Here is a 25,554-nt window from a genome sequence, read left to right as displayed (position 1 = left end):
CTACTCCTTCTTCTGACCGTTGCAGGAGCCCGCGCCGCACGAGCCGGCGCCACAGCTTCCCTCGGCGCCCTTCTCCTCGGTCGCGGCGGGAGCGCCCTCCTGCGCCTCGGTCGCGCCGCTGCTCTCGGCGCCCGTCTCCTCCGTGGTGGCCGGCTCGACTTCCGCCGACTTCTTGGTGGCACAACCCGTCGCGAGCGAGGCCAGGGACAGGGTGCCGACAACCGCTGCGAGAGCCTTGACGTTCATGGCTGCCTACTTCCTTTCGGTACTGCGTGGGGGGTGCGGAGGTCGCGGGTGCATTCAGGGTGTTTCGCCGTGGCTGCGCCGACCGACCACCGAATCACGCAACAGACTGTCTCGGGCGGGTACCAGCGAGACGCCGTTGGGTCCGTTCTGGACACCCAGCGCTTCTAGCAGACCCGCCTGTTCCACAAAAGCAGGCCGCGACAAGTGCCGCTCCAACAGAGCATTGAACAGCGGCTGTCCGGCAATGGCATCCACCGCCGCGCCGAACGCACCCAAGGTGGAAGAACTCCCGCGCCGCGCGAGCAACTCCAGCACGTCATCCAGACCTCGCGTGTTTCCAGTGATACGGCGCAATTCCACGTCGAGATGCAACGCGAACAGCGCTCCCGTCCAATAGACAGCGAGCGAGAAGCCGTCTTGAGACACAGCCTCCTGCATGGAGCGCGATTCCTGGCCTTCGCGCGCACGGGCGAAGCCGTCCACCAGCTCCGTCCAGGCCTGTAGCGCGTCCTGCCGTCCGGAACGGGCTCGCGCGACTTCCGTGTAGTAGGTGGCCAGCCCTTCCGACAGCCACGGCACGCGGGGAACGAACACGGGGTGCGTCAGGTGCAACATCTCGTGCACGGCCACCCAGTCCCGCGCGAAGTCCGCGGCCACCGCGTCCTGTCCCACGCTGATGGAGATGCTGGGGGGCGAGCTCCACCGCACCATGCCGAAGACGCTCGGGCCCGGATGTCCCGGTGCGGGAATCACGCGCACGGTGATGCGCGGATGCGGGAAGGCGCGCCGCACGGTGCGGACCTCCTCCGCGGCCTTGCCCAGCCACGTACACACCGCCGCGTCGCTCAAGTGCGTGAAGCGCCCCAGAATCGCCACGTCGAGCACGGCGTCCGGCAACCGCACCTGGCACCGGCGCCCGCCGAAGCCGTGGAAGCCCGAGTCCACCAGGTCCTCGCCGCGCAGCCGGTACACGCCATCTTCATCGGCCTGCCAGGGCAACAACACGTCGGCCCCCGACACCGCGAGCTCCACCCGCATGCCCGGCTTCACCGTCAGCGGCCGGATGAGGTACGCGCGGCCCGCGACGTGGCGCGCGTCGCCATCCCCCGCGCCTTGGAAGAAGTCCGGCCCCTGCTCCCGGATGACGGCATCCAGCGCATACCGGTAGCGCAGCAGGCGGGTGCCCTTGGGCAGCGACACGCGCCCCTCCCGCACGGCCACCGGGTGGACCCCGCCCTCCTCCGTGTGCACGGCCACCGTCGTCACCGCGCCGGGCTGGCTGAAGAGGAACTCCCGAGGCGCGTCACGAACGAGCACGACCTCCACGTCCACCGCATGCTCGGGCACGCGGACGTAGGTGAGGCGGTAGCGGAGCGCCGTCAGGTCCTCCGCGCGACGCGGGCGCACCGACGCCTGACAGGACACCAGCGTCAGGCCGAGCAGCAGGACGGCGAACGCAGCCTTCATAGGCGTGACAGCGTGACGCATGGCGGCCCGGACGAGAACCCCGCCCGCGCTCCGCCGGGAGAGGGACCAACACTTGTCCGGCGGTACCCCACACTCGACGGCACGGCGGGGCAAGCCGCGCACGGGTTCAGCGCGCCTTCTTCCGAGCCGGGGCCGGCGCCGAGCCCCCTTCCTCGCCCGCCAGCAGGAACTCTCGCGCGGCCTCCAGAATCTCATCGGAGAGCGGCAACGGACGCGTCGCGCGGGCCAGGGTCATGGCACCGAAGAGCAACGCCAGCGTCGCCAGCGCGCGCTTGCGGGCCGTCACCCCACCCTCCCCCGGCACGCGCGCGCCCATCTCCGCCACCAAGGCCTCCACGCCCTCACTGAAGGAGCCACGGGCCTCTGGAGGGCCCCGCGTCGTCAGGTCCGAGAGCACCGAGGGGAGGATGCAGCCCGTCTCCGGGTTGTCCCGGACGTGGTGGTTGAGGTAGCGGCGGACGAAGTGGCTCAGCCACTCCCCGCCGCGCAGTCCCTCGAGACCGCCGAGCCACCGGTCCTGCTGCCGCTGGAAGAACGAACGCACGGACTCCGCGACCAACACGTCCTTGGAGCCGAAATGGGAGTAGAAGCCCCCCACCGTCAGCCCCGCCGCGCGCATCACGCGCTCCACGCTCGCGCCCGCGAAGCCCTCCTTGCGGAACAGCGTCTCCGCCGCCGCCAGGATGCGCTCTCGCGTGGCCTGCTTGTGCTCGGGTCCGTACCGCATCGTCTCCGCCTTCTCCTACTCACGGCCTCCCGCTCCGGGCGGCCGGAACAGCATGCACGTCGTCGTGCCGTGCGCATACAGCTTCCCGCTGGCGTCCGTCAGCTTCGCCTGGGCGGTGGCCGTGCGAGCGCCCACGTGAATCACCTCGCCGGTGCACGTCAGCGGCCCTGAGTCCTGGGTGATGGCGCGCACCATGTTCACGTGAAGCTCCAGCGTGGTGTACCCCGCCCCCGCGGGCAACGTGGTGTGCACCGCGCACCCCAGCGCCGAGTCCATCACCGTCGCGGCCAGGCCCCCGTGCACCGTGCCAATGGGGTTGTAGTGGTACTCGGCGGGCTGGACCTCGAACACCGCCCGCCCCTCGGAGACCTCCACGGGCGCGAAGCCCAGCACCGCCGCGATGGGCGCCCCCGGCACCTCGCCTCGCAGGATGGCGCGCAGATACTCCAGCCCGGACAACGACTTCGCCGCGGCCACGCCCTCCCGGGTGTCCTTCCACGTCACCGTCCGGGTCCGCTGCCCACCTGCCTCTTCACGCATCGCCGCGCCTCCGCCAATGAATGATGGCTGTCATCCCATGAATCCATGGATGAATCGTGCCCATCAGGATGTGTTGCCTCTTTTGAATGATGACCATAATACCACCCCCAGCGCAACGCGAGTGGAAGCCAGGGCGGTGTGGGCCGGCGCCCGGTCTCGCGCGGCGCGCACAGGGAGGCGTCCATGCAGAAGCGGCGAATCGCGGTGACGGGGCTGGGGCTCATCAGCCCCTGTGGCACGGGGGTGGAGAAGAGCTGGGAGGCCCTGGTCCGCGGACAGAGCGGTGTGGGGCCCATCACCCTCTTCGATGCGAGCGGGCTGGATTGCCGCATCGCGGGAGAGGTGCGCGACTTCAAGCCCGAGGACTTCATCGAGCGGCGGGAGCTGCGGCGGATGGACCGCTTCGCGCAGTTCGCCGTGGTGGCGGCGGACATGGCGCTGGCGGACTCCGGACTGAAAATCACCCCGGAGAACGCCGACCGGGTGGCGACCATCATCGGCTCGGGCATTGGCGGCCTCTCCAGCATGGAGGAGACGTACCGCCGCGCGCTGGAGAAAGGGCCGGACCGCATCAGCCCCTTCTTCATCCTTCAGATGATCATCAATCTGGCGCCGGGTTACGTGTCCATGCGCCACGGCATCAAGGGGCCGAGCTGGTCCACCAACTCCGCGTGCTCCACCAGCGCCCACGCCCTGGGCGAGGCGATGCGCGGCATCCAGCGCGGTGACTTCGACGTGGCCGTCGCGGGCGGCGCGGAGGCGCCCATCTCCCTTCTGGGCGTGGGCGGCTTCGCGGCGATGAAGGCCCTGTCCACGCGAAACGACGCGCCCCAGGCCGCCAGCCGTCCCTTCGACGAGGACCGGGATGGCTTCGTGCTCGCCGAGGGCGCCGGCATGCTCGTCCTGGAGGCCTGGGAACACGCCGAGGCCCGGGGCGCGCACATCCACGCCGAGCTCGCCGGGTACGGCGCCAGCTCCGACGCGTACCACGTCACCCAGCCCGCACCGGGACACGAAGGCGCGCAGCGGAGCATGCGGGCGGCCCTGGCCGACGCGGCGCTCTCCCCCGCGGACATCGGGTACATCAACGCCCACGGCACCTCGACGGACATTGGCGACGTGCTGGAGATGGAGGGCATCACCCACGTCTTCGGCGACGCCGCGCGCACGGTCGCCGTGTCCTCGACCAAGTCGATGACGGGCCACATGAACGGCGCGGCCGGCGCCGCGGAGGCCGTCATCAGCGTGCTGGCCCTGACCCGGGGCGTGCTTCCCCCCACCATCAACCTGGAGCGGAAGGACCCGCGCATCCACCTGGATTGCGTGCCCCAGGTGGCCCGCACCGCCCACGTGGACGCCGTCATGAACAACTCGTTCGGCTTTGGCGGAACGAACGTGTCCCTGATATTCCGCCGATCGCGCCCCGCCCCCGTGACGGGTCTGTAAACCGCCGTTTCCGCGTTTACCGAAGTGTCACCCGGGGATGCCGCATCGCATCAGTAAATGCTTGACAGGACCCGGCGACGCCGAGGCCGCCTGTCCGATGGGCTGCCCGCAAGGACAATGATTCCATGGAGTTGGCGCGGCCGGAGGCGCCCTCTCCGCCTCCAGGGCACCCGGCCCGTCGCCGGGCCGACAGGGGTCCCCCGGCCCGAAATCCGTCATTGCAAATCGGTAAATCGATTTGCAAAGTGGGTGAGGCACCCGTGGCGCGCGCGGCCATTCGCGATCGCAAAAGGTGCCTCTGCATCTGGCCATGAACGACAACGCACTGAACGCCAACGTGGGCCTGAAGCTTCGAGGACTGCGCCTTGCCCGGAACATCAAGCAAGCGGACGCAGCCAAGGACCTGGGCGTTTCCCCGGCGTACCTGAACCTCATCGAGAAGGGCAAACGGGTGATGCCCTTCCCGCTGCTCTGGAAGGCCCTTCGCTACTTCGACCAGGACCCCGAGCAGTTCATGTCCACGCTGGGCGAAGGCCGCGTGGATGAAGCGCTCGCGAAGCTGCTGGACGAGCCGCTCCTCAAGAGCCTCGACATCGACCCGGAGTCGCTCCAGTCGCTCTCCGCGGAGCCGAAGCTCGCGGGCACGGTGGCGGCGCTCTTCAACCTCTACAAGAACACGCGCACGCAGTTGGAGAACGTGCTGGCGCAGCTCAACGTGGAGGAGCGCACGCGCGCCCAGGGAGGCACGGTCCACGGCATGTCGCCGGGCGTGCGCTTCGACTACTCGCCCTTCGACGAGGTCAGCGACTTCCTGGAGAAGCACCGCAACTACTTCCCGGAGCTGGAGGAGCAGGCGGACGCGCTGCGCCGCGACGTGCGGCTGGAGCGGCAGCTCACCAGCGGCCAGCTCATCCGGCTCCTGGAGGAGCGCTTCGGCTACCGCGTCCTCTTCGACGACCCGTCCCCGTCCGGTTCGTCCGTGGTGCGGCGCCTGGACCCCGAGGAGCGGACGCTGACGCTGTCGCCCTTCCTCACCGAGCAGCCCCTGAAGTTCCAAATCGCCGCGTCCATTGGCCTGTTGGTGATGGACCGCGAGAAGCTGCTGGAGCGCGTGCTCGACGCGGGCCGCATGCGCCACGGCGAAACGCAGCGGCTCATCAAGGTGAACCTGGCCAACTACTTCGCCGGCGCGTTGATGCTGCCCTACGGGGACTTCTTCAAGGAGGTCCAGCGCACGCGCTACGACGTGGAGCTTCTGTCGAGCATCTTCGGTTCCACCTACGAGACGGTGGCGCACCGCCTGTGCAACCTGTCGGACCCGAAGCGGCCCGGGCTGCCCTTCCACTTCCTGCGCGCGGACATCGCCGGCAACATCTCCAAGCGCTACAGCGGCACCGGCATCCGCTTCGCCTCGGGCGGCGGGAGCTGCGCCAAGTGGGCCGTCCACCTGGCCTTCCTCAACCCGTCCCAGCTCACGCGGCAGTACTCCATCATGCCGGACGGCACCTCGTACTTCTGCTTCGCCAAGGTGCAGCTCCAGCCGATTGAAGGCTCCATCGTCAAGGGCACCGCGTACTCCATTGGCCTGGGGACGCACGCGGAGAACGCGAAGTACCTGGCCTACGGCCTGCCCACGACGGACCTGCGCAAGGACGCCATCCCCTCCGGCATCTCCTGCCGCTTCTGCGAGCGCACCGACTGCAACCAGCGCGCGGCGGCCAGCTACCGCTTCGCCTTCGCCTTCGACGAGTACACGAAGAAGGACTGCTTCTTCTCGCCCATCCTCGTCCACGAGAAGGCCGAGAAGGTGGAGAAGGAGCGGGCCCCCGGGGTCCCCGCCCTGGCCGTCCACGGCAACGGAAACGGCGCCGAGCACGCCAACGGGACTGTCGGGAGCGAGAAGGACGATTCGTTGGACAAGACCTCCCGCCGCCGCAAGGGTGGCGACGCCTGAGGCTCGACATGCACCACCCGCCCGAAGACTCCCAACGCACCCACATCCTCGACGCCATCCAGAAGCAGAAGAACGCGCTGGCGCCGCTGCGCATCACCGGCTCGCCCACCGACGTGGGCCATGGGCTGGTGAACCTGGCCGAGCTGCACGGCCTGCTGGAGGACCACGCCGCCAGCCGGCAGTTCTACGAAGAGGCGCTCGAGAAGTTCCAGGAGGCCAAGTACAAGCCCGGCCAGGCGCAGGCCCTGATGGGCCTGGGCGTGGTGAAGGCGAACTTCGAGGATCACCGCGGCGCCATCGAGCTGATTGCCCGCTCGGCCATGCTCTTCAACGAGTCCAAGGACCGCGAGGGCGAGGCCCTGGCCCGCGCCTGCATCGGTGAGTCCCTGCGCTCGCTGGGCCAGCCCGAGGGCGCCGAGGAGAAGTACCAGGAGGCCCTCATCCTGCTGCGCCAGACGCGCAACCCGGACCGCGTGGCGCGCCTGCTCCTGGACATCGGCGACATCCGCATGGAGAAGGGCGAGTACGAGCCCGCGCGCAAGCGCTTCCTGGAGGCCGTGCCGCTGCTGGAGCAGGGCGACGACGCGGAGACGCTCGCGCTGGGGCACCTGCTGCTGGGCGAGTCGGAAGGCCTCTTGGGGAACCATGAGGGCGCGCGTCCGCACCTGCTCCGCGCGGTGGAGCTGTACCAGGAGCTGCACGACCACGCGTATGAAGCCCGCGCCCGCTGGGATTTGGGCCTGTCCTGCTACTACCAGCAGGACTACGCGGCGGCCCGCAAGCAGTTCGAGACGCTGCTTCCGCTCTACGAGGACCTGGGCCAGACGGGCGAGGTCGCGAAGGTGCAGAACGTGCTCGCCCACTTCACCGCGCGCGGCGTGTGAGCGCTCTTCCCAGGCGAAGGGGAGAGCGCCCCACGCGCGCTTCCCTACGCTTGGATGCCGGCGCCCACGGCGAGCGCGAGCAGCCCCAGCACGCCCGCGGCCATCATCGTGTAGCGCCACTCACCGCGCAGGCCCAGCAACGTCCCCGACACCGCGAGCCGCGCCACGGGCGTCACCAGCAGCAGTGACGCGGCGCCCTTGCGCAATAAGTCGATGGCGACGTGGACACGCTCGGATTGCGGCAGGGACTCCAGGCCCAGCGACAAGACGAACATGCCGCCGCTGACCACCCCGCCGATTCGCAACACCCGCGCGATCCACCGGTCTCCCGCCACCGCGCGTTCCCGGTGATGGTGTTGCACCTGCTCCGCGGGGCCCGCGTCCGGGGGCGCCTGGCCTTCCTGGGAACGCAGCGAGGCGGCCCCTCCCGAGACCGCCACGTTGGACACGGCGCCGGCGTGTTCCGCCGCCACCACCACGGATACGGAAGTGCGTGCCGCTCGCGCTTCCTCGGGCTCACTCATTTCAGAATGCTCGGCCACAATCCCTCCCCCCCTTCCACAGCATCTGCGCGGCGACCACCAGCAGCACCACCGCGAACAGCCGCTTGAGCACCACGGTCGGTACCTTCGGCATCAACCGGCTGCCCACGTAGGCGCCCCCCAGGACACCCACCACCAGCGGCGACACCAGCGCCAGTTTGAGATGGCCCCTCAACGCGTACGCGGCAACGCTCGCGGCGCCGGTGACGCCGATCATCAGGTTGCTCGTCGCGCTCGCCACCTTGAAGGGCACGTGCATGCCGTACGTCATCAGCGGCACCTTGAGCGGCCCTCCGCCCACGCCCAGCAGGGAGGACAGGCCGCCCGCCACGAACGAGCCGGAGATGCCCAGCGGGTAGTTGGCGGGCGCGTAGTCGTCGAGCGCCCCGGGCTCCTGGCGCGGCGAGCGCAGCAGCAGCATCTGCAGCGCCACGTAGAGCGTGAAGAGCCCGAACACCACCGCCACCATGGCCGGCGCCACCATGGCCGCCACCATGCCGCCAGCGATGGCGCCCAGCACCGTCGCCAGCTCCAGCGACAGACCCAGGCGGATGTCACTCAGGTGGTTGTGCACGTAACCCGCGGCGGCGGAACACGAGCTGGCCACCACGCACATGAGGCTCGCCGGAATCGCCTGCTCCAGCGGGATGTCGAACCCCAGCACCAGCGCGGGCACCAGCACGATTCCGCCTCCGATGCCGAGCATCGCGCCCAGAGTGCCCGCGAGCGCGCCCACAGCGATGAGGAGGAGGACCGTCATTCCTCTTCGAGGATAGGAGCGGCCTCGCGCATCGGACAGCGTCATTCCCCAAGCAGCGCCGGGCTCGCCAGGACGCCTGCTCTGCGGGTGTCACGCCGCTCGCGCGCCCAGCGTCCCTTCCGGGAAGACTTCCAGGAAGCGGGCCCGCGTCCGAGGCGTGAAGGTGCCTCGTGCCATGTAACCATTCAACCGACGCAAGACTCCACGCGCGGTCTCCAGCGCACCTTCCACCTCCGCCGCGAAGTCGAAGGCGTCGTTGCGGTAGAGCTCCTGGAAGGACAGCCGCGCATAGGCTGGCAACGCGCGCGCCCTGCCCACGGGGCTTGAAAGGAACAGGCCTGAGACGTACAGGCCGCGCACCCAGCCATCCACGTCCGCCTTGCTGGGCGCCTGGCCCACGCGCTCCTGGGAGGACAAACGAACCAGCTCGTAGAGGCCGCCGCCAATGCCTCGCCATGGGAAGCCCGGGCTCTTCACCACCTGACACTTCTCACGCACCCGCGACGTCCCCAGCAGGTCCATGCCGTGCAGCTCGCGCAGGTAGAAGAGCGTCTGGGCCCATTCGATGTCGCGGTGCGCCTCCAGGGCCCGCTCGCCCCGGCGGCGGTGACGCACCACCAGCCTGTCCACCACCGGATACAGCCGCCGGTCCAGGCACAGGTGCGTGAAGTAACCCGCGAGGACGGCCAGCCCTGGCTCGGTGCCCACGAGCGCGCCCGAGGCCACGAGCTCCGCCATCTTCAAGCCGAAGCCCACCGGCGCGCGCTCGTGATACAGCCGGGCGAAGTGCGGCAGCTCCCGCTCCGGCAGGAAGGCGGAGAGCCCGCCCCGGAGTCCTTCGCACAACGGCAGGTCTGGCAGCGCCGCGCCGAAGCGCGCGTACGGCAGATCCTCTGACAACGCACGCACCCAATCCGCCGGCAGCTCCCCCGGGTTGGCGGCCATCCGTTCAATGGCGGTCAGATGCATCAGCAGCGTGGGCATTCGCCTCACTGCTACCCAGTGCAACGAAGCAATGCAATGCTCGAATGAAATCCAACGCTTTGCGCGTAACAGGGCGGGCGTTACAGTCCGCGCCCTTTCCGCAGCCCTTACCTCCGTTCAGGAGTTCCACGGCCCATGAACTTCAGCTTCGTCTCCGGCGATGCCACGCGGACGAGCGGCGACCTGCTCGTCATCCCCCTCTTCGAGGGCGAGCTGGGAGACAGCGCTCCGTCCTCCCTCACCGCGGCGGATGGCGCACTGGAAGGGCGCCTGCGCGGCGCCGCCACCCAGGAGGGTTTCAAGGCGCGGGCCGACCAGAGCCTGGTGATGCACACCCTGGGACACACGTCCGCGGAGCGCGTGCTGCTGCTGGGCCTGGGCAACCGCGCCCGGTTCCACCCGGAAGTGCTGCGCCTGGCCGCGGGCCGCGCCGCGAAGACGGCGCAGCGCCTCAAGGTGACCTCGCTGGTCTTCACCCTGCCCGCCACGAACGCCGCGCACGACGCGGTGCGCGCCGCGGTGGAAGGCCTGGGCCTGGGCGCCTACCGCTTCGACAAGTACAAGTCGTCCGCCCGCGAGGAGAAGAAGGGCGCGCCGAAGCTGGGCAAGGTGTCGCTGCTGCTGCCCGAGGGCACGGAGCGCACGCGCGAGCTGGATGATGCGCTGACGCTGGCGCAGCGCGTCGCGGAGGCCACCAACTGGGCCCGGGATCTGGTCAACGAGCCGCCCAACGCGGTGACGCCCACGGTGCTGGCGGACGCCGCCCGTCAGGCCGCGAAGGAAGGCGGAATGAAGGTCACCATCGGTGGCCGCCGCGAGATTGAAAAGCTCGACATGGGCATGTTCCTCGGCGTCACCGCGGGGAGCACCGAGGAGCCCCGGCTCATCCACCTGGCGTACACGCCGAAGAACGCGCGGGACGCCAAGCGCGCGCCGCTGGCGCTGGTGGGCAAGGCCGTCACCTTCGACTCGGGCGGCCTGTCGCTCAAGCCGACGGACGGCATGGTGGACATGAAGACGGACATGGCGGGCTCGGCCGCGGTGCTGGGCGCCATGAAGGTCATCGCCGCCCTCAAGCCGCCCTTCCCCGTGCACGCCTTCATTGGCGCGTGCGAGAACATGCCCGCGGGCAACGCCTACAAGCCGGGTGACATCCTCACCTCGCGCCTGGGCAAGACGGTGGAAATCACCAACACCGACGCGGAAGGCCGCCTGGTGCTGGGTGACATCCTGACGTGGGCCAACGAGCACCAGCCGTCCGCCATCATCGACCTGGCGACGCTCACCGGCGCCTGCGTCGTCGCGCTGGGCAACTACATCGTCGGCGCCTTCGGCGAGCACGAGGACACGATGGCGCAGGTCCTCCAGTCCGCGCGCACCGCGGGCGAGGAGATGTGGCGCATGCCCATCAGCGACCTGCAGAAGGACGCGCTGCGCTCCGAGGTCGCCGACATGAAGAACTCCGGCGAGCGCTGGGGCGGCTCCATCAACGCCGCGCTCTTCCTCCGCGAGTTCGTGGGCGAGACGCCGTGGGTCCACCTGGATATCGCGGGCCCGTCCAACAGCCCCAAGGAGCGCGGCTACCTCTCCAAGGGCGGCACCGGCGTGGGCGTGCGCACCCTGGTGGAGTGGGTCCGGCTGCGCTCGCAGACGCAGGACACCGCGCCCGCCGCCGAGGAAGCTCCCGCTCCGAAGGCCAAGGCGAAGCCGGCCCGGAAGCGCGCGAAGTAACGCCTGTCTCACCGAGGGCGCCTTCGACAGGCGCCCTCACCTCACGGCCGTGGCGTGCGCGACGCCGTGGCCGGGCCGGAGAGCGGACGGACGCCCTGGATGAGGGCGTCCACGCTCCGGGGGACATCGGCGGCGGCCTGCGCCGGCCACGTGGCCAGCATCATCAGCACGCGGCCCGGGCTGCCGTCGCGCACGGCGACCTTCCCGTGCACGCCCTCCCCCACCTGGAAGTCGAAGCCCACCGCGTTGTCCGACAGCGGGATGGGCGCCGGGTCCGACGTCGTGAAGCCCGGGTGCTGGCGGAGTCCTTCGGTGAGGCGCTCGGCGAACTGCGTGGGCGAGGCCACCGCGGGCGCCACCTGCAACACCACCTGCGCGCCGGAGATGTTGTGGCGGAGGATGACGGGAATCGCGAGCCCTTCCGGCGTGCGCTCGTTCGTCTCATCGAGCTGCCAGTCCGCGGTGGGCCGGACGATTTCGAAGCCGAGGTCCTCGTCGACGTAGCGCCGTGTCGTGGAGCGGCTGTCCGCGCTCGCGGCCTCCACCGCCGGCTGCGTTCCCGAACCTCCGGTGCCCGCGTCCTTCACTCCCGCGCGCGAGCCAGCGCAGGCCGTCGACAGCACCAGGAGTCCCCACGCCCACCTGCTCATCGCGCCCATGCCCACTCCCCGCCCCCGACTGCCAGAGGGACGAACGTGGGCACGGGCCCGTGGCTAGGCCAGTCCACCCTGCAGTGTGCGGTAGGTGTTGGACAAGCGCTCCGCCACGTCGGGAGGCAAGACGTTGCGCGCTGAAAACAACGCGTACGACACGAAGGCGTCCAGCGCCTCCAGCGTGAGGGCGCGGCCCACGGCCTCGTCCCCCGAGGAGAGGTTGGCCCTCAGCCGCGCCACGTCCACGCGGCCCTCCGCGCTCAGCGTCACGCCGGCGTACGCGTCCTCGAGCCCCTGCGGCGGCGCGTCCAGGAAGCCGCGCAGCAGGTCCGTGTCATTCCCCGCGTCGCGCAGCGCGCGGTGCACCAGCGACAACAGGAGGTTGTAGCGCTCCTCCGCGGAGAGCAGCTCCCAGGCCATGCCTTCCACGGCGGGCGTCTTCGCGGGAGGCGGCTCCGCGGGATGAACCGCCACGTTGCCCCCGCGAACGGCCTCCTCCAGCCACGTGTAGAAGGCGTGAGGTCCGCCCTCATAGGCGCCACGCAAGGCGGACACGGCCAGCCCATCCGCCAGCCGGGCGAACAGGCGCTCGTCGCCAGGCAGGGCCCCCTCGGGCCCCACGGCCGCGTGCATGTCGTCCGGGAAGCGGCGGCGCAGGCGCGCCACGACCTCGGAGCGCTTGATGCCGGTGAGGACGAGGTCCCTCGTGCGCTCGGGCAGCTTCACCACGTCCGCCATGGGCGCGGGGCCCTCGACGAACATGAAGCTGGCCTCTTCCAATTCAAAGAGGCTGAGCACCACCTCGCGCACCACGTACGTCATGGCGCTGTAGAGGTTCGCCTCGGAGACGAGCCCCTCGGACGTCAACACCTGGCCAATGCGCCGCGACGGCGTCACGCGCGAGAGCGCCTGCGTGAGCTGCACCTGCGTCAGGAGGCCCAGCCGGAGCAGCGCCGAGCCCAGCCGCTCCCAGCGCTCGGTGGAGGTGGCGAACACCACCTGCCCGTCGCGGAAGGACACCGTGCGGCGGCCGGTGGGGTGCTGCACGGCCAACAGCCCGCTGCGGATGCCCGACAGGACGTTGGCGAAGACCTCCTCCATCGACAGGGTGCGCAGGCTGCCGGCCAGGAAGCCGGCGAAGCCTTGCGGCTCCTGGAGGAGCACCATCCCCTCCGGCCCGTTGAACCAGGCCTGGAGGGGACGGGATGGGGACAAGCCCTGGGTGAGCGGGAGCTCCAGTTCGAGCGTCGCCGCATCACCCACGAGGCGGGGCGTGGCCTTGGGTCGTGTCGCCACTGCCCGTCTCCCCGGGAACGACGGTGACTACTTCTTGGCGTTCAGCTCGCCGTCGATGATGGTCTTGAACTCCTCGAAGGGCTGCGCGCCGGACAGCAGGATGCCGTTGATGAAGAAGGCCGGGGTGCCAGACACGCCCGCCGCCTTGCCGTCGGCCAGGTCCTTCGAAACGATGGCGGCCTTCTCGTTGGAGTCGAGGCAGGCGTTGAACTTCGCCGTGTCCAGCTTCAGGTCGGCGGCGTACTTCTTGAGCGAGTCCACGCCCAGCGCCTGCTGGTTCTCGAAGAGCAGGTCGTGCATCTCCCAGAACTTGCCCTGGTCCTGCGCGCACAGCGAGGCCTCGGAGGCCTTCGGCGCCTCCTTGTGGAAGTCGAGCGGGAAGTGGCGGAAGACGATGCGGACCTTGTCGCCGTACTCCTGCTGAACCTGCGCCAGCACCGGGTTGGCGCGGCCGCAGAACGGGCACTGGAAGTCGCTGAACTCGACGATGGTGATGGGCGAGCCTTCCGGGCCACCCTTGGCGGCGCCCGTGGCGGCCACCTGCTTGCGGACGACGGGAGGACGCGGCGGCTCCGGCAGCGTCACCTTGACGTTGGCGGCCTTGCGCAGCTCCTCGAAGAGGGCCTGCGCGCGCTCCTGCTTCGGCTGCTGCGTCAGGAACTCCACGATCTGCGGCTTCATCGCCTCGAAGGTGGAACCCTCCGGGAGCTGCCCCGCGGCGCCGTCGTAGACTTCCTTGACGCGCTCGTCGGAGGGCGCGGGGACCTTGTCGTCGATCTCCGCCTTCAGGTACGCCTCTTGGGTGATGCCGCGCTTCTTGGCCTCGGCATCCACGAGCTTCTCCGTCACCATGCCGTCCAGGCCACGCTTCAGGAGCTGCGACTTCTGCTTCTCCAGGTTGGCCAGCGGCTCCTGGAGGCGCTCGTTGAGTTCCTTGTAGGTAATCTTCTGACCGTCGCCGAAGGTGGCGACGACGGTGTCCGGCGAAGGCTCACCGGCCGCCTGCTGCGCCACGGGAGCGGTGGCCGGCGCCTTCTCCTTGTTGCAGCCGGCGGTGAAGGTGGCCGCCAGGAGCGCGGCGAGGATGACGCGGGTGGGACGGTTGAGCATAGCCCGCCGACTTAGCCGAGCCTTCCCGGTCCTGCAAGTTAATGACGTCAGGCGACGAGAGGCTCCAGGTCCAGCGCGCCCGCCAGTCCAGAGAAGCCCAATCCCATGCCCTCCAGCTCACGACGGCGAGCGGGAACGATTTCGTAGCAGCTCGGGTCGGACATCACCTTGCGCACCAGCTTGTGGTTGAGCGCGTGGCCCGTCTTGTACGCCGTCATGTGGCCAATGACGGGACGGCCAAAGAGCGACACGTCGCCAATGGCATCCAGGATCTTGTGGCGCACGAACTCGTCCGGGAAGCGCAGCCCGTCCGGGTTGAGGATGGAGACCTCGTCCACGACGATGGCGTTCTCCAGCGAGCCGCCCCGCGCCAGGCCGAGCTGCTTCAGCTTCTCCACGTCGCGCAGGAAGCCGAAGGTGCGCGCGCGCGAAATCTCACGAGCGAAGTCGCGGTCGCCGAAGTCCAGGTCGAACGACTGCCCCTGGATGACGGGGTGCTCGAAGTCGATGGTGCAACTGATGCGGAAGTGCCGCGCCGGCGTGAGCGAGGCCTGCTTGTCGCCGTCCACCACGGACACGGCCTTGCGGATGACGAGCAGCTCCTTGGGAGCCTCCTGCTCACGCACGCCCGCGCTCTGGATGAGGGCCGCGAAGGGCGCCGCGCTGCCATCCATGATGGGGACTTCCGGACCGTCCAGCTCCACCCGGAGGTTGTCGATGCCCATGCCGGCGAGCGCCGCCATCAGGTGCTCCACCGTGCCCACGCGAACGCCGTCCCGCCCCAGCGTCGTGGCCAGCGACGTGTCCACGACGTACTCGGCCAGCGCGGGGATGCTCACCGGGCGGGCCAGGTCCGTGCGCACGAAGACGATGCCGTGGCCCGCGGGCGCGGGCCGCAAGGTGAGCGTCACCCGGGCACCCGAATGGAGCCCGACGCCCTGCAGAGAGGCGGTCTTCGAAAGGGTGCGCTGGTTGTAGGAGGACGGTCGCATTGTGGGTGTCGCCTCGTGGCTGCTCGGTACTGCGGGACTTCCGCTCCAGACCCCGCCGGAGGGGTCAGAATCGTTCATCAGTGGTCTGATGCGACGCGCGATTTGAGCAAGCAGCATGCCACTTGCCCGTGACATTCCCTGCAACTCCGAGCCCCCCAAAACATGCTTCAAGCCTTGGGAATCACTCGGCTTTTTCGTGCGTCGTCAGGGGTGCCGGTTCCGGCCAGGCACCCCTCCCTTTTCAGCGGGCTGCGGAAACCCTCCCGAACCGCGACACCGATGTCGGGGATTCGCCACCCCCGTCCTTGATGCCCCCTCCCCTCCACCCCATCCCCACCAACCCGTGTCTTCCATGCAACACGGGCGGGTCCATAGCGCAAGGAACCCAACGAAGCAAACACCCCCCGTGAAAGCCGCCCTCACAGGAGGACTGGCGGCACGGGAGGGCAGTAGCTACGCGAAAAGGCTGTATCAGCGCGCCGGGGCGGAGAGGAAGCGGTCCCGCAGGGCCTCTGCATCCTGGCGATCGAACCCCCTGCCCTGGAGGAGGGTGCGCCGGCTGACAGCGTGGAAGGTGGACTCCAGCGTCTGGATGAAACGGCGCAGGTCCTCTCCCAGCCGGGCGCGGATGCCAGGCCCTTCCGGCGGCCACGGCAGCTCCACCAGCAGCGAGGTGAAGCGGTCGAAGGCGTCGTAGTCGCCGTAGCGCAGCAGTTGGTAGCTGCCGTCGTGGAAGTAGCCCAGGAACACCTTGAGGGCGTCCAGCGCGCGCTCGGCGGCGGACACGTCCTCGGCGCGCAGGTGCGACTCCGCGGCGCGGCACAACTGGGCGTACACCCACAAGTCCTTGCGCAGGCGCAGCGCCCCGTCCTGGGGGCTCATCAGCTCGTCGAAGACGCCGTCCGACAGGCCACCGTTGGGCGCGAGCGCCTCCACCAGCACCACCACCTGCGTGCGCAGCACCGTGGTGAAGGCGGACGCGGCGCGCAGCGGGGCCTCCGCGTCGCGGTCCAGGTTGACGAGCACCTCGCGCGCCACGCGCTCCGTCTCCCGCGCGATGTCACGGGCGGCGCGCAACGTGGCGGCCTGCAGCGACTTGGAGCCAGCCTTCGGGGACAGCTCCGAGTGCATCCACGACGCCAGTGAGTTGGCCTCGCTGCGCACCAGCGCCAGCAGCACCCGCACCCGCCGGGAGAAGGGCGGCTGCTCCTCGGCGTCCACGTAGGCCAGGTAGTGCAGCAGCCGGAAGAGACCGAGGAACGCGGTGGTGAAGACGGCGCGCTGCTCCTCCGGGAAGGTGGCCAGCGTGTCCAACAGCCGCACGGAGCGGAGCCGGTCGTACTCGACGCGGAACTCCAGGGGGCGGAAGGGACGGAAGTAGCGGTTGAGGACGATTTCCCGCAGCGACAGCTTGCCCACGTCCTGGAAGAGGCCGAGGTTCGCCGCCGGCAGCTTGAGCAGGTGGTCCAGCAGGTTCTTGAGCGCGTCGAAGGCCTCGCGCAACACGAAGAGGCTCTCGGGCGGCGTCTCCTGGTCCAGCTCCTCCTCGATGAGCGCGCGCCGGACGCGGTCGTCCGCGAGCTGGGTCTCCACGTACTTGCGGAAGACCATCTTCTGGTCGCTGTCCGGGTCCTGAAGATGGCGCGCGACGCGGATGGCGCGGTCCATGGCGTCGCGGACGTCCGCGAGCTCCTCGCGGAAGTCCCGGGTGACGAGCGGCCGGTCCCGGGCGTCCACCACCGTGTTCAGGTTGAGGTAGCGCTCCACGGCGCGCAGGAGCATCTCGAACTCGAAGAGCAGCTCCTCACGCCCCTCCACCGGGACGCCCCGCAGCCAGCGCTCGCGCTCTGCGAGGAAGCCGGCGCGCGACGCCTGCGAGGCGCGCATCAGGTCGGCGTAGAAGTCGCGGGGGACGCGGGACGTGGCGGCGGACGTGTCCTGGCTCATGGCATCTCAGAAGAGGCTGCCCTGCGGCGTGGGCGGGGGTTGCTTCTTGAAGTACTGGTACGTGCGGTGCGTCGCCATTCGGCCACGCGGCGTGCGCTGGAGGAAGCCCTCCTGCATCAGGAAGGGCTCGTACACGTCTTCAATGGTGTCGCGCTGCTCGCCCACGCTGGCCGCGATGGTCTCCACCCCCACCGGGCCGCCGCCGAACTTGTCGAGGATGGTCAGCAGGATCTTGCGGTCCATGGCGTCCAACCCGCTGGCGTCCACGCCCAGCCGGTCCAACGACGACTTCGCCAGCGCCAGGGTGATTCTGCCATCACCCTCCACCTGCGCGAAGTCACGCAGGCGGCGCAGCAGCCGGTTGGTGATGCGCGGCGTGCCCCGCGAGCGGCTGGCCACCTCGCGCGCCGCGTCGCGCTCCAGGGGAATGCCGAGGATGCGCGCCGAACGGTGGAGGATGCTCTCCAATGCTTTGGCGTCGTAGTACTCCAGCCGTTCCTGAATCTGGAAGCGGTCGCGCAGCGGCGAGGTGAGCAGGCCGGTGCGCGTGGTGGCGCCAATCAGGGTGAAGGGCGGCAAATCAATCTTCATCGCCCGGGCGGCGGGCCCGGTGTCGATGGTGATGTCCAGCCGGAAGTCCTCCATGGCCGGGTAGAGGTATTCCTCCACGGCGGCGTTGAGGCGGTGGATTTCATCGATGAAGAGCACGTCCCGCGCGTCGAGGTTGGTGAGCAGGCCCGCCAGGTCGCCCTTGCGCTCCAGGGCGGGGCCGCTGGTGACGTGGATTCCCACGCCCAGCTCGTTCGCGATGATGTGCGCCAGCGACGTCTTGCCCAGGCCCGGCGGACCGGAGAACAGGCAGTGGTCCAGCGCCTCACCCCGGCTGCGCGCGGCCTGCACGTACACCTTGAGCTTTTCGACGACGGGCCCCTGCCCCACGTACTCGTCGAACGAGCGCGGACGCAGGGAGGCCTCGAGCCGGACGTCCTCGGGCAGGACGTCTTCCGAGAGTGTGTCGGACTTCCTCGCCATGACCATCCGGACCCTATACAGGAAGGGCGCGCCTGTCGCCGCACATCTGGTGGCGATACCTCGGGAGCCACCGGCCCCACCAGCCAGCCGGGCACGGGAAGGGGAAGGCGGCCGCCTCCCCTCGCGTTTCCAACACATTGGCCGCGGAGTCACCCGGAGGCGATTGAAGTGCTCCCGGCGTGTGCGAGATTCCGCCCAGGTGACCCCATGAACACGAGCCCAGCGTTCCGTCCCCTCCCCTCGCTCGCCGGCGCCCGCGCCGAATCCGTCCCTGGACTCCGGCTGCAGAAGCTCCGCCGGGCGGCGCTGGACGCGCGGGAAGCCTTCGTGAAGGAAGGGCCGGTGGCCGCGGTGGCCACGTGTGACCTCGTCACCTTCCCCTACCCCGCACAGTTCGCCTTCAGCGGCGCCGCGCTGTCGCCCGCGCCCTACGCCATGCTGACCAACCGGATGCAGGTGGTGCAGTTCGTGGACCGCGAAGGCGCGCGGCGCACGCTGCTCTTCAACCCGTCCGACTACGAGCGCGGCGTCTCTGCCCCCTTCTACCGGGCGCTGCGCGAGCGCTACGGCGCCATCGTCTCCGACAAGGTGATGTCCACGCGGCATGGCTCCGTCCAGAGCCACCTGGCCGCGTTGGGCCTCACGCCCGCGGACGTGGACTACCTCGCCTTCGACCACCTCCACATCCAGGACCTGCGGGGCTGGTTGGGCGGAGACGGCATGCCCGCGTGCTTCCCCCGGGCCCGGCTGCTGGTGCAGCGCGCCGAATGGGAGGTGGTGATGGACCTGCACCCCATGCAGGCGGTGTGGTTCGTCCCCGGCGGTGCCGACATCCCCCGCGAGCGCGTGGTGCTCCTGGACGGAGACGTCTGGCTGGGCCAGGGCGCGGCGCTCCTCAGCACGCCGGGCCACACGCGGGGGAACATGTCGCTGGCGGTGGCCACCTCGCGCGAGGTGTTCGTCACCAGTGAAAACGGCGTGGCCACGGAGAGCTACACGCCGCTGCAGTCCGCCATCCCCGGCGTGCGCCGCTTCGCCGAGCACATGGGCTGGGAGGTGGTCCTCAACGGCAACACGCGCGAAGACTCCCTGGCGCAGTACTCCTCCATGGTCGTGGAGAAGCTGTTCGCGGGCACCTCGACGGTGGACGGCGCGTTCGTCAACTTCCACCCGTCCTCGCAGCTCACCGCGCACGTCATGGCGCCGGGGCTGTCACCCACCGTCGTCCTGCCCGCGCCCAACTTCGGAGACGTGCGGCCCACCCCCGCCTCACGGCGGGCGGCGTAGCGCGGACGTTCAGCAGTCCTTGCTGAAACACAAGAACCAGGGCCGGAACGGCACCGAGTACAGCTCCTGGTCCCGCGCCCCATCCGAGGCGACGAAGAAGAGGCGCCAGCCCGCGCGCACGAAGTCGAACGGGTTCGATGACGCCGCCGCGGGCGCGATGTCCGCCAGCCGGCTCGTTCCCCAGGGTCGGCCCGCGCTGTACCAGACCTCGCGGCCGTGGCCCGCCGTCTCCGCGGAGAAGAACAGCCAGCCCTCCTCGACCGTGAGCCCCGCGGGCGCGCTTCCCACCGGCCCCGGCTCGAGGTCCCTCACCAGCTCCGTCCCCGCCGCGCGCCCATCGCTGCGCCACAGCTCGCGGCCGTGCACGCCGTCATCCGCGGAGAAGTACAAGGCGTCCCCCATGACGACCAGGTCCTTGGGCATCGAGCCCAGGGCCCCGGGCCGGAGGTCCACGACGAGCTCCGTCCCCGCCGTGCTCCCATCGCTGCGCCACAGCTCGCCGCCGTGCACGGCGTCCCCGGGGTTGCCGTACCAGTCCGCCGCCCCCGCCATGAAGTACAGCACGTCATCCATGGGCGTGAGGTACGCCGGGTAATCGCCGGGGAACGAGCGCACCCGCTCCGCGGCCAGTGACGTGTCCCGCACCACCCAGAGCTCGCCCACCTCCGTGCCGGGATCCAACAGGAAGAAGAGGTGCCGGCCCGCCGCCGTGAGCCCGAAAATCACGCCCGCGCCTTCCCGTGAGAATACGCGCCGGGGCGCCCCCGTGGGGCCCACCCACCACACCACCGTCTCCCGCGCCTCGGACGACACCAGCGCCAGGCCCCCGTCCCACGCCGTGAGCTGGTTCAGGGCGAGGTCTCCCGGCCCGGGGAGGAACTCGTGCACCCGCACCGTCCCCCGCTCCGTGCCGTCGCTGCGCCACAGCTCGCGGCCGGACTGCCCGTCATTCGCCGTGAAGTACAACGTGCCGTCCACGTGGGTGAGGAACTCAGGGGCCGAGCCGACCGGCCCGGGCCGCATGTCCCGCACCAGCGCGGTGCCCGCCGTCGAGCCGTCCGTGCGCCAGAGCTCCGCGCCATGCTGGCCATCGTCCGCGACGAAGTAGACCCACCGCCCCACCTGCGTCAGGTCGCGCGGCTGCGAGCCCGCGGGCCCCGGCCGCACGTCCCGCAGACGCGAGATGCTCCGCGCGTCGGCCGCGCTCGCCCACAACTCACGGCCGCTCACGCCATCATCCGCGCTGAAGACGAGCACCTCACCCGCCCGCGCCAGCCCCTGCGGCTGCGAACCCAGCGGGCCCGGACGGATGTCCATCACCCGCTGCGCCGTGTCGCTGCAGACGGCCCACGGCTGGGAGAAGATCCACGGCGACAGCGCCGCGTCACCCTCCGTCACCGCGTCGACAGAAGCCTCCGACTCCGGAACGACGCGCGCTTCCTCCCAGCCCGCAGCGTCTTCCAACGACGGCTCACACCCCAACGAGACCCCGCAGGCCAACACCGCCCACACGGGCGTCGAACGCCATGACGTCATGAACCCAACCCTCGTCCTCGGCGCCGTGCCGGCCCTCGCCGCTGGAACTGGAAAGTGTCACCCACGCCGCACACCCTTCGTCGGCCCCTGGTAGGAAACCGCGTCTGCTGTCCGGCATCACGCGACGCGTGACGACTTATGCCGACAGGGTGACACTGGGGCCGTCTGGCCCCAGACCCCTTCAAGTTCTCAACAGGAGAGAACCCAGTACGGACCGGCGGCCCGGCTGGATTTCGCCGTCACAGCGCCGTCACACCGGATTTCCGTGCGATCAGCCGCCGGAGCGCAGCGCCTTGAGCGCCTCGCGGAAGAGCGCCTGGAAGTTGGCGTCCGCGCCCAGCCGTTCGCCGGCCAGGTCCGCGGCCTTCTCCGCCTGGGGCTGCTTGTAGCCGAGGTTGAGCAGCGCGGAGACCAGGTCGTCGCGCGCGCCGCTGGGCGCCGCCGCCACCGTGCCTCGCGACACCGCCTCCAGGTGAATCGTCTTCACCTTGTCCTTGAGCTCCAACACCAGTCGCTCGGCGGTCTTCTTCCCCACGCCGTGAATCTTCGCCAGCCGGGCCACCTCGCCCCGGGCCAGCGCCGTCACGAGCTCCGGCACCTCCATGCCGGACAGCACCATCAGCGACAGGCGGGGACCCACGCGCGACACGCTGTTGAGCAGCAGGAACACCTCTTCCTCGCCCTTCGTCAGGAAGCCGAAGAGCTCGAAGGCATCCTCGCGCACCACGGTGCGCACCCGCACGTCCACCGGCTGCCCGTCCATGGGCAGCTTCCCCAGCGACAACGTGGAGAAGTTCACCCGGTAGCCCACGCCGCCCACGTCGATGGTGGCGTCCTCCAGGTCCTTCTCCAGCACCGTCCCGCGCAACCGCGAAATCATCTCGCCTCCGGGCGCCGGTACGCGGGCGCCAGCCGGTCCGCCAGCAGCGACGCCGCGCCCTTGCGCTTCTTGCCCGCCGCGGACGCCGCCGGCACCGCGGCCCGTCCATGATTGAGGTGGCACAACGCCACCGCCAGCGCATCACTCGCGTCCGCGCGCTCCAGCACCGACGCATCCAAATCCAGGAACGTGCGCACCATCCGCGCCACCGCGTCCTTGCCGCCCGCGCCGCCCGCCCCCACCGACTTCTTCACCTTCGCGGGCGCGTACTCGAAGACGGGCAACCCCGCCTGCGCCGCGGCCAGCAGCGCGACACCCCGCGCGTGCCCCAGCACCAGCGCGCTGCGAGCGTTGCGGAAGGTGAAGACGCCTTCCACCGCCACCGCTTCCGGCCGGTAGCTCACCAGGGCCGCCGTCAGCGCGCCGTGCAGGTCCTTCAAGCGGTCCGACAGCGGCAGCGCCGGGTCGCCCTTGATGACGCCGTGGCCCACGTGCACCAGCCGGCCCCGCTTCTCCTCCACCACCCCGAAGCCCATGAACCGGCTTCCCGGGTCAACGCCAAGCACGCGCACGTTCCACTCCGTTCCAGGCCACCGCTACTGCAACAACGACTCCAGCACGGCGTCTTCAATCTCGTAGTTCCCGTGCACGTTCTGCACGTCGTCGTTCTCCTCGAGCGCGTCCAGCAGCTTCAGGAGCCGCTTCGCGGTGTCCATGTCCAGCGCCACGGTGTTCTGCGGGATGAACACCCACCGCTGCTGCCCCAGCGGCAGGCCCGTCTCCTGGAGGCGGCTGCCCACCGTGTGCAGGTCGGCCGCGGCACAGCGCACCTCGGCGCCCTCGTCCCCCAGCATGATGACATCCTCGGCGCCCGCGTCGATGGCCTGCTCCATCAACTGGTCCTCCGTGGGGCCGTGTTTCACGCTGATGACGCCCTTCTTCTGGAACATCCAGGCCACCGCGCCCTCGGCGCCCAGGTTGCCCCCATAGGCGTTGAAGGTGGAGCGCATGTCGGCCGCGGTCCGGTTGCGGTTGTCGGTGAGGCACTCCACCAGGATGGCGACGCCACCGGGGCCGTAGCCCTCGTACGTCACCTCCTCGTAGCTCTCCCCTTCCAGCTCACCGGTGCCCTTCTTGATGGCGCGCTCGATGGTGTCCTTGGGGATGTTGGCTTCACGGGCCAGGCCCAGCGCCACCCGCAGGCGCGCATTGCCGGAAGGCTCTCCCCCGCCCAACCGCGAGGCGACGGTGATTTCCTTGATGACCTTGGAGTACAGCCGCCCCTTGGTCGCGCCCATCGCGGCCTTCTGGCGCTTGATCTTCGACCACCGATTATGACCGGACATGGTGGGTGTGCCTCGAAGGGCGCTCAGCGATTGGAGCGCTCGCGCCGGGCCTTGTCCCCCACCGGGGGCCGCCGAGTCAAACCCTTCAAACGCCCGCGTCGTCGGACCGGACAGCCACGTCCGCCCCACCCGCGACGCTCGGAACACCTGGGGATTTCTTGGGAAAATCCAGGATGACGGGCGGCTGCGTGCTCCCCACCAACGTGAACGGTTCGACGGCACCATCCACACGAGGTGCGGGTGCGCGGGCACCCTCTGCATCCACCGGCACGGCCTCCACGGAGGGCTCGGGCTCGAAGAAGCCCGGCACCGTCGCGCCGCAGCGGGCCCGCTCGCGCTCCTCCACGAGGCACGCCGGCACGAGCACGCCGAGCGCGAACAGCCGCGTCGACGCCTCGTAGGACACCGCCTCCGGGAACGGGCACTCCAGCAGCATGGCGCGCAGCGTGCGGCGGCCATCGAAGAGGCGCACCACCTCGCCCACGTCCTCGGGCAGGGAGGCCAGCACCTCCGCCAGGCGCGCGAAGTCCACCGTCAGCCGCGACGCCAGCGGCAGGCCTCGCGCACGCAGCGCGTCGAAACGCTCCAGCCCCTGCAGCACCGTCTCACACAGGTAGGGCCGGTCCATGGAGAACGAGCCCTTGTGCAGCTCGGGGCCCAGCACCAACGCGTAGTCGCCGCCGCCGAAGCAGAGCATCCGCCGGAAGGCCAGGCTGCCGCGCTCGCCGTTGAAGACGGCATCCACCACCAGGCCGTGCCGAAAGGCGAACCAGCCCTGGCCCTCGGACATCACCACGCGGCCCGAGCGAACGCCCGCGAGCAACGCGCGCGACACGTCCGTCAGCGGAAGCTGTTCGGTGTTCGCGTCGAAGGACGCGTCCCCCGTGCACCGGCCCGCCTTGAGCCGGGCGAGCGCCACCACGTCCCGCGCGTCCGCGGGCTGCGCCAGGTAGTCATCCGCACCCACCCCGCCCGCGAGGTCCCGGTGGAAGTCCTCTTCGCGCTTCGCCAGCAACACCACCGGCAGGTGCGCCGTCCGGGGATCCGCGCGGACCTGACCGCAGAGGCTGAAGCCATCACCGTCCGGCAACTCCACCGAGGCGATGACCATCTGCGGCGCCATGCCCCCATCCGCCAGCGCCTCCAACGCGGCCAGCGCGCCCGACACCAGCAGCACCTCGAAACCCGCCTCCGCCAACGCCGCGGCCAGTGCCGCCTGGCCACCAGGCTCCGCATCCACGAGCAGCACCCGCGTCCTGCCGCGTGACGCACGACGACGCGGAACCGGCTCGGACGGAACGTCCAGTCCGACACACTTGAAAGGTTGTGGGAGCGCGGTAGCCATGAATTTCAGAATCTTCGCGCCAAGCCAGACAGATACGCAAGGAGGCCCCAAGCCCCTGGAATCGTTGAGTGTCCGCCCGCCTCCGTGCGGGGTAGGGTGGACCCCATGATGCGTCCTGGCTGCCTTGGCCCCCTCGTGTCCACGCTGTTGCTGGTGTCCCTGGAGTCCGCCGCGCAGGCCCCCGACGCCGCGGCCGTTGATGCCGCGCCGCGCGACGGCGGCACCGACATGGCGCTCCTGCGAGGCACGAGCGAGGACCCGTTGGGCGCGGTGCTCGCCCCGGTGACGCTGCCCGACGGCGCCACGGCCCTCTACGGCTTCGTGGGAGCGCCCGAGATTGGCGTGGGCTTCCGGCAAGGCATCTCCGGCTTCGAGTTGGAGTCCCGCGTGCGGCTCCAGTGGTTCCAGTTGTCCGCGGCCCTGGAGGTGGCGGTGCGGCGCAAGGTGTTGGATCAGGGCGTGCTGGCGCTGGCCCCCACGCTGGGGCTGGGCGTGGTGTTCAACTCCGGCGCCACGTACATGGACGACCGGAACTTCTCCGGCGTGCTGCTGCGCGTGTCCCCCGGACTGGTGGCGGGCTGGCGCGTGGCGGACACGGTCTCCGTGCTGGGCCTGGTGGACGTCCCGGTGGACATCGGCCTGTCCAATGGCCAGTCGCGGCGCCTCCAGGCGCTCGGTGGCGGCGGCGTGGAGGTGTACCTGGGCAACAGCCTGTCGGTGATCGCCGCGGGACAGCTTGGCGTGGAGTCGTTCCAGGAGCGCTCGGGCGAAAGCCACACGCGCCTGGGGTTCAACGTGCGGCTGGGCCTGGGCGCCCGGCTGTTCTGA

General features: G+C 70.0%; 23 protein-coding genes and 1 pseudogene. 6 read left to right on the top strand and 18 right to left on the bottom strand.

From position 1 onward, the window contains the following. The 4 genes from A176_RS09370 to A176_RS09355 form a co-directional block, all read right to left on the bottom strand. Entirely contained in the window at window positions 1-246 is a 246-nt protein-coding gene (locus A176_RS09370; protein WP_002637555.1) for a hypothetical protein, read from the bottom strand. A 54-nt stretch (window positions 247-300) separates the two neighbouring features. After that, window positions 301-1,713: a M61 metallopeptidase family protein gene (locus tag A176_RS09365; protein WP_002637554.1), complete on the bottom strand. Its 1,413-nt coding sequence runs from the start codon at window positions 1,711-1,713 to the stop codon at window positions 301-303. 127 nt (window positions 1,714-1,840) lie between these two features. Further along, window positions 1,841-2,461 carry a TetR/AcrR family transcriptional regulator gene (locus A176_RS09360; protein ID WP_002637553.1) on the bottom strand — a complete coding sequence of 207 codons (621 nt, stop codon included), beginning with the start codon at window positions 2,459-2,461 and terminating at the stop codon, window positions 1,841-1,843. 15 nt (window positions 2,462-2,476) lie between these two features. Continuing rightward, window positions 2,477-3,001: a PaaI family thioesterase gene (locus A176_RS09355; RefSeq protein ID WP_002637552.1), complete on the bottom strand. Its 525-nt coding sequence runs from the start codon at window positions 2,999-3,001 to the stop codon at window positions 2,477-2,479. A gap of 183 nt (window positions 3,002-3,184) precedes the next feature. Here A176_RS09355 and fabF point away from each other — a divergent pair, with 183 nt between their 5' ends. The 3 genes from fabF to A176_RS09340 all read left to right on the top strand — a co-directional run bounded on the left by fabF (window position 3,185) and on the right by A176_RS09340 (window position 7,285). Further along, window positions 3,185-4,447, top strand: a complete 1,263-nt coding sequence (gene fabF, locus A176_RS09350) for a beta-ketoacyl-ACP synthase II (protein ID WP_002637551.1) — start codon at window positions 3,185-3,187, stop codon at window positions 4,445-4,447. 310 nt (window positions 4,448-4,757) lie between these two features. Continuing rightward, window positions 4,758-6,401 carry a helix-turn-helix domain-containing protein gene (locus tag A176_RS09345; RefSeq protein ID WP_002637549.1) on the top strand — a complete coding sequence of 548 codons (1,644 nt, stop codon included), beginning with the start codon at window positions 4,758-4,760 and terminating at the stop codon, window positions 6,399-6,401. A gap of 8 nt (window positions 6,402-6,409) precedes the next feature. Then, complete coding sequence (locus A176_RS09340) at window positions 6,410-7,285, top strand: tetratricopeptide repeat protein (protein ID WP_002637548.1); 876 nt, start codon at window positions 6,410-6,412, stop codon at window positions 7,283-7,285. Between the two features lie 44 nt (window positions 7,286-7,329). Here A176_RS09340 and A176_RS09335 read toward each other — a convergent pair whose 3' ends face one another. The 3 genes and pseudogenes from A176_RS09335 to A176_RS09325 all read right to left on the bottom strand — a co-directional run bounded on the left by A176_RS09335 (window position 7,330) and on the right by A176_RS09325 (window position 9,571). Beyond that, a complete protein-coding gene (locus A176_RS09335; protein ID WP_044890605.1) occupies window positions 7,330-7,809 on the bottom strand; it encodes a DUF1634 domain-containing protein in 480 nt (159 codons plus the stop codon). Further along, window positions 7,806-8,587 (bottom strand): annotated as a pseudogene (locus tag A176_RS09330) (sulfite exporter TauE/SafE family protein). The gene A176_RS09335 and the pseudogene A176_RS09330 overlap by 4 nt, the downstream one beginning before the upstream one ends. 90 nt (window positions 8,588-8,677) lie before the next feature. Next, window positions 8,678-9,571, bottom strand: a complete 894-nt coding sequence (locus A176_RS09325; protein ID WP_002637545.1) for a hypothetical protein — start codon at window positions 9,569-9,571, stop codon at window positions 8,678-8,680. A 135-nt stretch (window positions 9,572-9,706) separates the two neighbouring features. Between A176_RS09325 and A176_RS09320 the strand changes: the two genes are divergently transcribed. Further along, complete coding sequence (locus A176_RS09320; RefSeq protein WP_002637544.1) at window positions 9,707-11,302, top strand: leucyl aminopeptidase; 1,596 nt, start codon at window positions 9,707-9,709, stop codon at window positions 11,300-11,302. Between the two features lie 41 nt (window positions 11,303-11,343). On the opposite strand, the gene A176_RS09315 is transcribed toward A176_RS09320, so the two are convergent. From A176_RS09315 to ruvB, 6 genes are all read right to left on the bottom strand, one after another. Beyond that, on the bottom strand, window positions 11,344-11,961 hold the full coding sequence (locus A176_RS09315; RefSeq protein WP_002637543.1) for a hypothetical protein: 618 nt from the start codon (window positions 11,959-11,961) through the stop codon (window positions 11,344-11,346). Window positions 11,962-12,015: 54 nt separating this feature from the next. Next, window positions 12,016-13,251, bottom strand: a complete 1,236-nt coding sequence (locus A176_RS09310; RefSeq protein ID WP_002637542.1) for a DUF4388 domain-containing protein — start codon at window positions 13,249-13,251, stop codon at window positions 12,016-12,018. Between the two features lie 27 nt (window positions 13,252-13,278). Further along, entirely contained in the window at window positions 13,279-14,361 is a 1,083-nt protein-coding gene (locus tag A176_RS09305; RefSeq protein ID WP_002637541.1) for a thioredoxin domain-containing protein, read from the bottom strand. A 47-nt stretch (window positions 14,362-14,408) separates the two neighbouring features. After that, the gene (lpxC, locus tag A176_RS09300) at window positions 14,409-15,353 is read right to left on the bottom strand and encodes a UDP-3-O-acyl-N-acetylglucosamine deacetylase (RefSeq protein WP_044890607.1); all 945 of its coding nucleotides are present in this window, start codon (window positions 15,351-15,353) and stop codon (window positions 14,409-14,411) included. Between the two features lie 471 nt (window positions 15,354-15,824). Next, the gene (locus A176_RS09295) at window positions 15,825-17,300 is read right to left on the bottom strand and encodes a hypothetical protein (protein ID WP_002637539.1); all 1,476 of its coding nucleotides are present in this window, start codon (window positions 17,298-17,300) and stop codon (window positions 15,825-15,827) included. Between the two features lie 6 nt (window positions 17,301-17,306). After that, window positions 17,307-18,338 carry a Holliday junction branch migration DNA helicase RuvB gene (gene ruvB, locus A176_RS09290; RefSeq protein ID WP_002637538.1) on the bottom strand — a complete coding sequence of 344 codons (1,032 nt, stop codon included), beginning with the start codon at window positions 18,336-18,338 and terminating at the stop codon, window positions 17,307-17,309. A 201-nt stretch (window positions 18,339-18,539) separates the two neighbouring features. On the opposite strand from ruvB, the gene A176_RS09285 reads away from it, so the two are divergent. After that, window positions 18,540-19,619, top strand: coding sequence for an MBL fold metallo-hydrolase (locus A176_RS09285; RefSeq protein ID WP_002637537.1), 1,080 nt, complete (start codon window positions 18,540-18,542; stop codon window positions 19,617-19,619). Between the two features lie 9 nt (window positions 19,620-19,628). On the opposite strand, the gene A176_RS09280 is transcribed toward A176_RS09285, so the two are convergent. From A176_RS09280 to A176_RS09260, 5 genes are all read right to left on the bottom strand, one after another. Next, a complete protein-coding gene (locus A176_RS09280) occupies window positions 19,629-21,155 on the bottom strand; it encodes an ELWxxDGT repeat protein (protein WP_044890608.1) in 1,527 nt (508 codons plus the stop codon). Window positions 21,156-21,426: 271 nt separating this feature from the next. Next, entirely contained in the window at window positions 21,427-22,035 is a 609-nt protein-coding gene (gene ruvA, locus A176_RS09275) for a Holliday junction branch migration protein RuvA (protein WP_002637535.1), read from the bottom strand. Continuing rightward, window positions 22,032-22,607: a crossover junction endodeoxyribonuclease RuvC gene (gene ruvC / locus A176_RS09270; RefSeq protein WP_044890609.1), complete on the bottom strand. Its 576-nt coding sequence runs from the start codon at window positions 22,605-22,607 to the stop codon at window positions 22,032-22,034. The genes ruvA and ruvC overlap by 4 nt, the downstream gene beginning before the upstream one ends. Window positions 22,608-22,631: 24 nt before the next feature. Continuing rightward, window positions 22,632-23,381, bottom strand: coding sequence for a YebC/PmpR family DNA-binding transcriptional regulator (locus tag A176_RS09265; protein ID WP_002637533.1), 750 nt, complete (start codon window positions 23,379-23,381; stop codon window positions 22,632-22,634). An 85-nt stretch (window positions 23,382-23,466) separates the two neighbouring features. After that, window positions 23,467-24,630: a response regulator gene (locus tag A176_RS09260; RefSeq protein ID WP_002637532.1), complete on the bottom strand. Its 1,164-nt coding sequence runs from the start codon at window positions 24,628-24,630 to the stop codon at window positions 23,467-23,469. Window positions 24,631-24,831: 201 nt separating this feature from the next. Here A176_RS09260 and A176_RS09255 point away from each other — a divergent pair, with 201 nt between their 5' ends. Then, on the top strand, window positions 24,832-25,554 hold the full coding sequence (locus tag A176_RS09255; protein ID WP_044890651.1) for a hypothetical protein: 723 nt from the start codon (window positions 24,832-24,834) through the stop codon (window positions 25,552-25,554).

This window comes from Myxococcus hansupus (genome assembly GCF_000280925.3).
GTDB lineage: Bacteria > Myxococcota > Myxococcia > Myxococcales > Myxococcaceae > Myxococcus > Myxococcus hansupus.
Note: the sequence above shows the minus strand (reverse complement) of the source record. Positions and strands in the feature narration are given on the sequence as shown.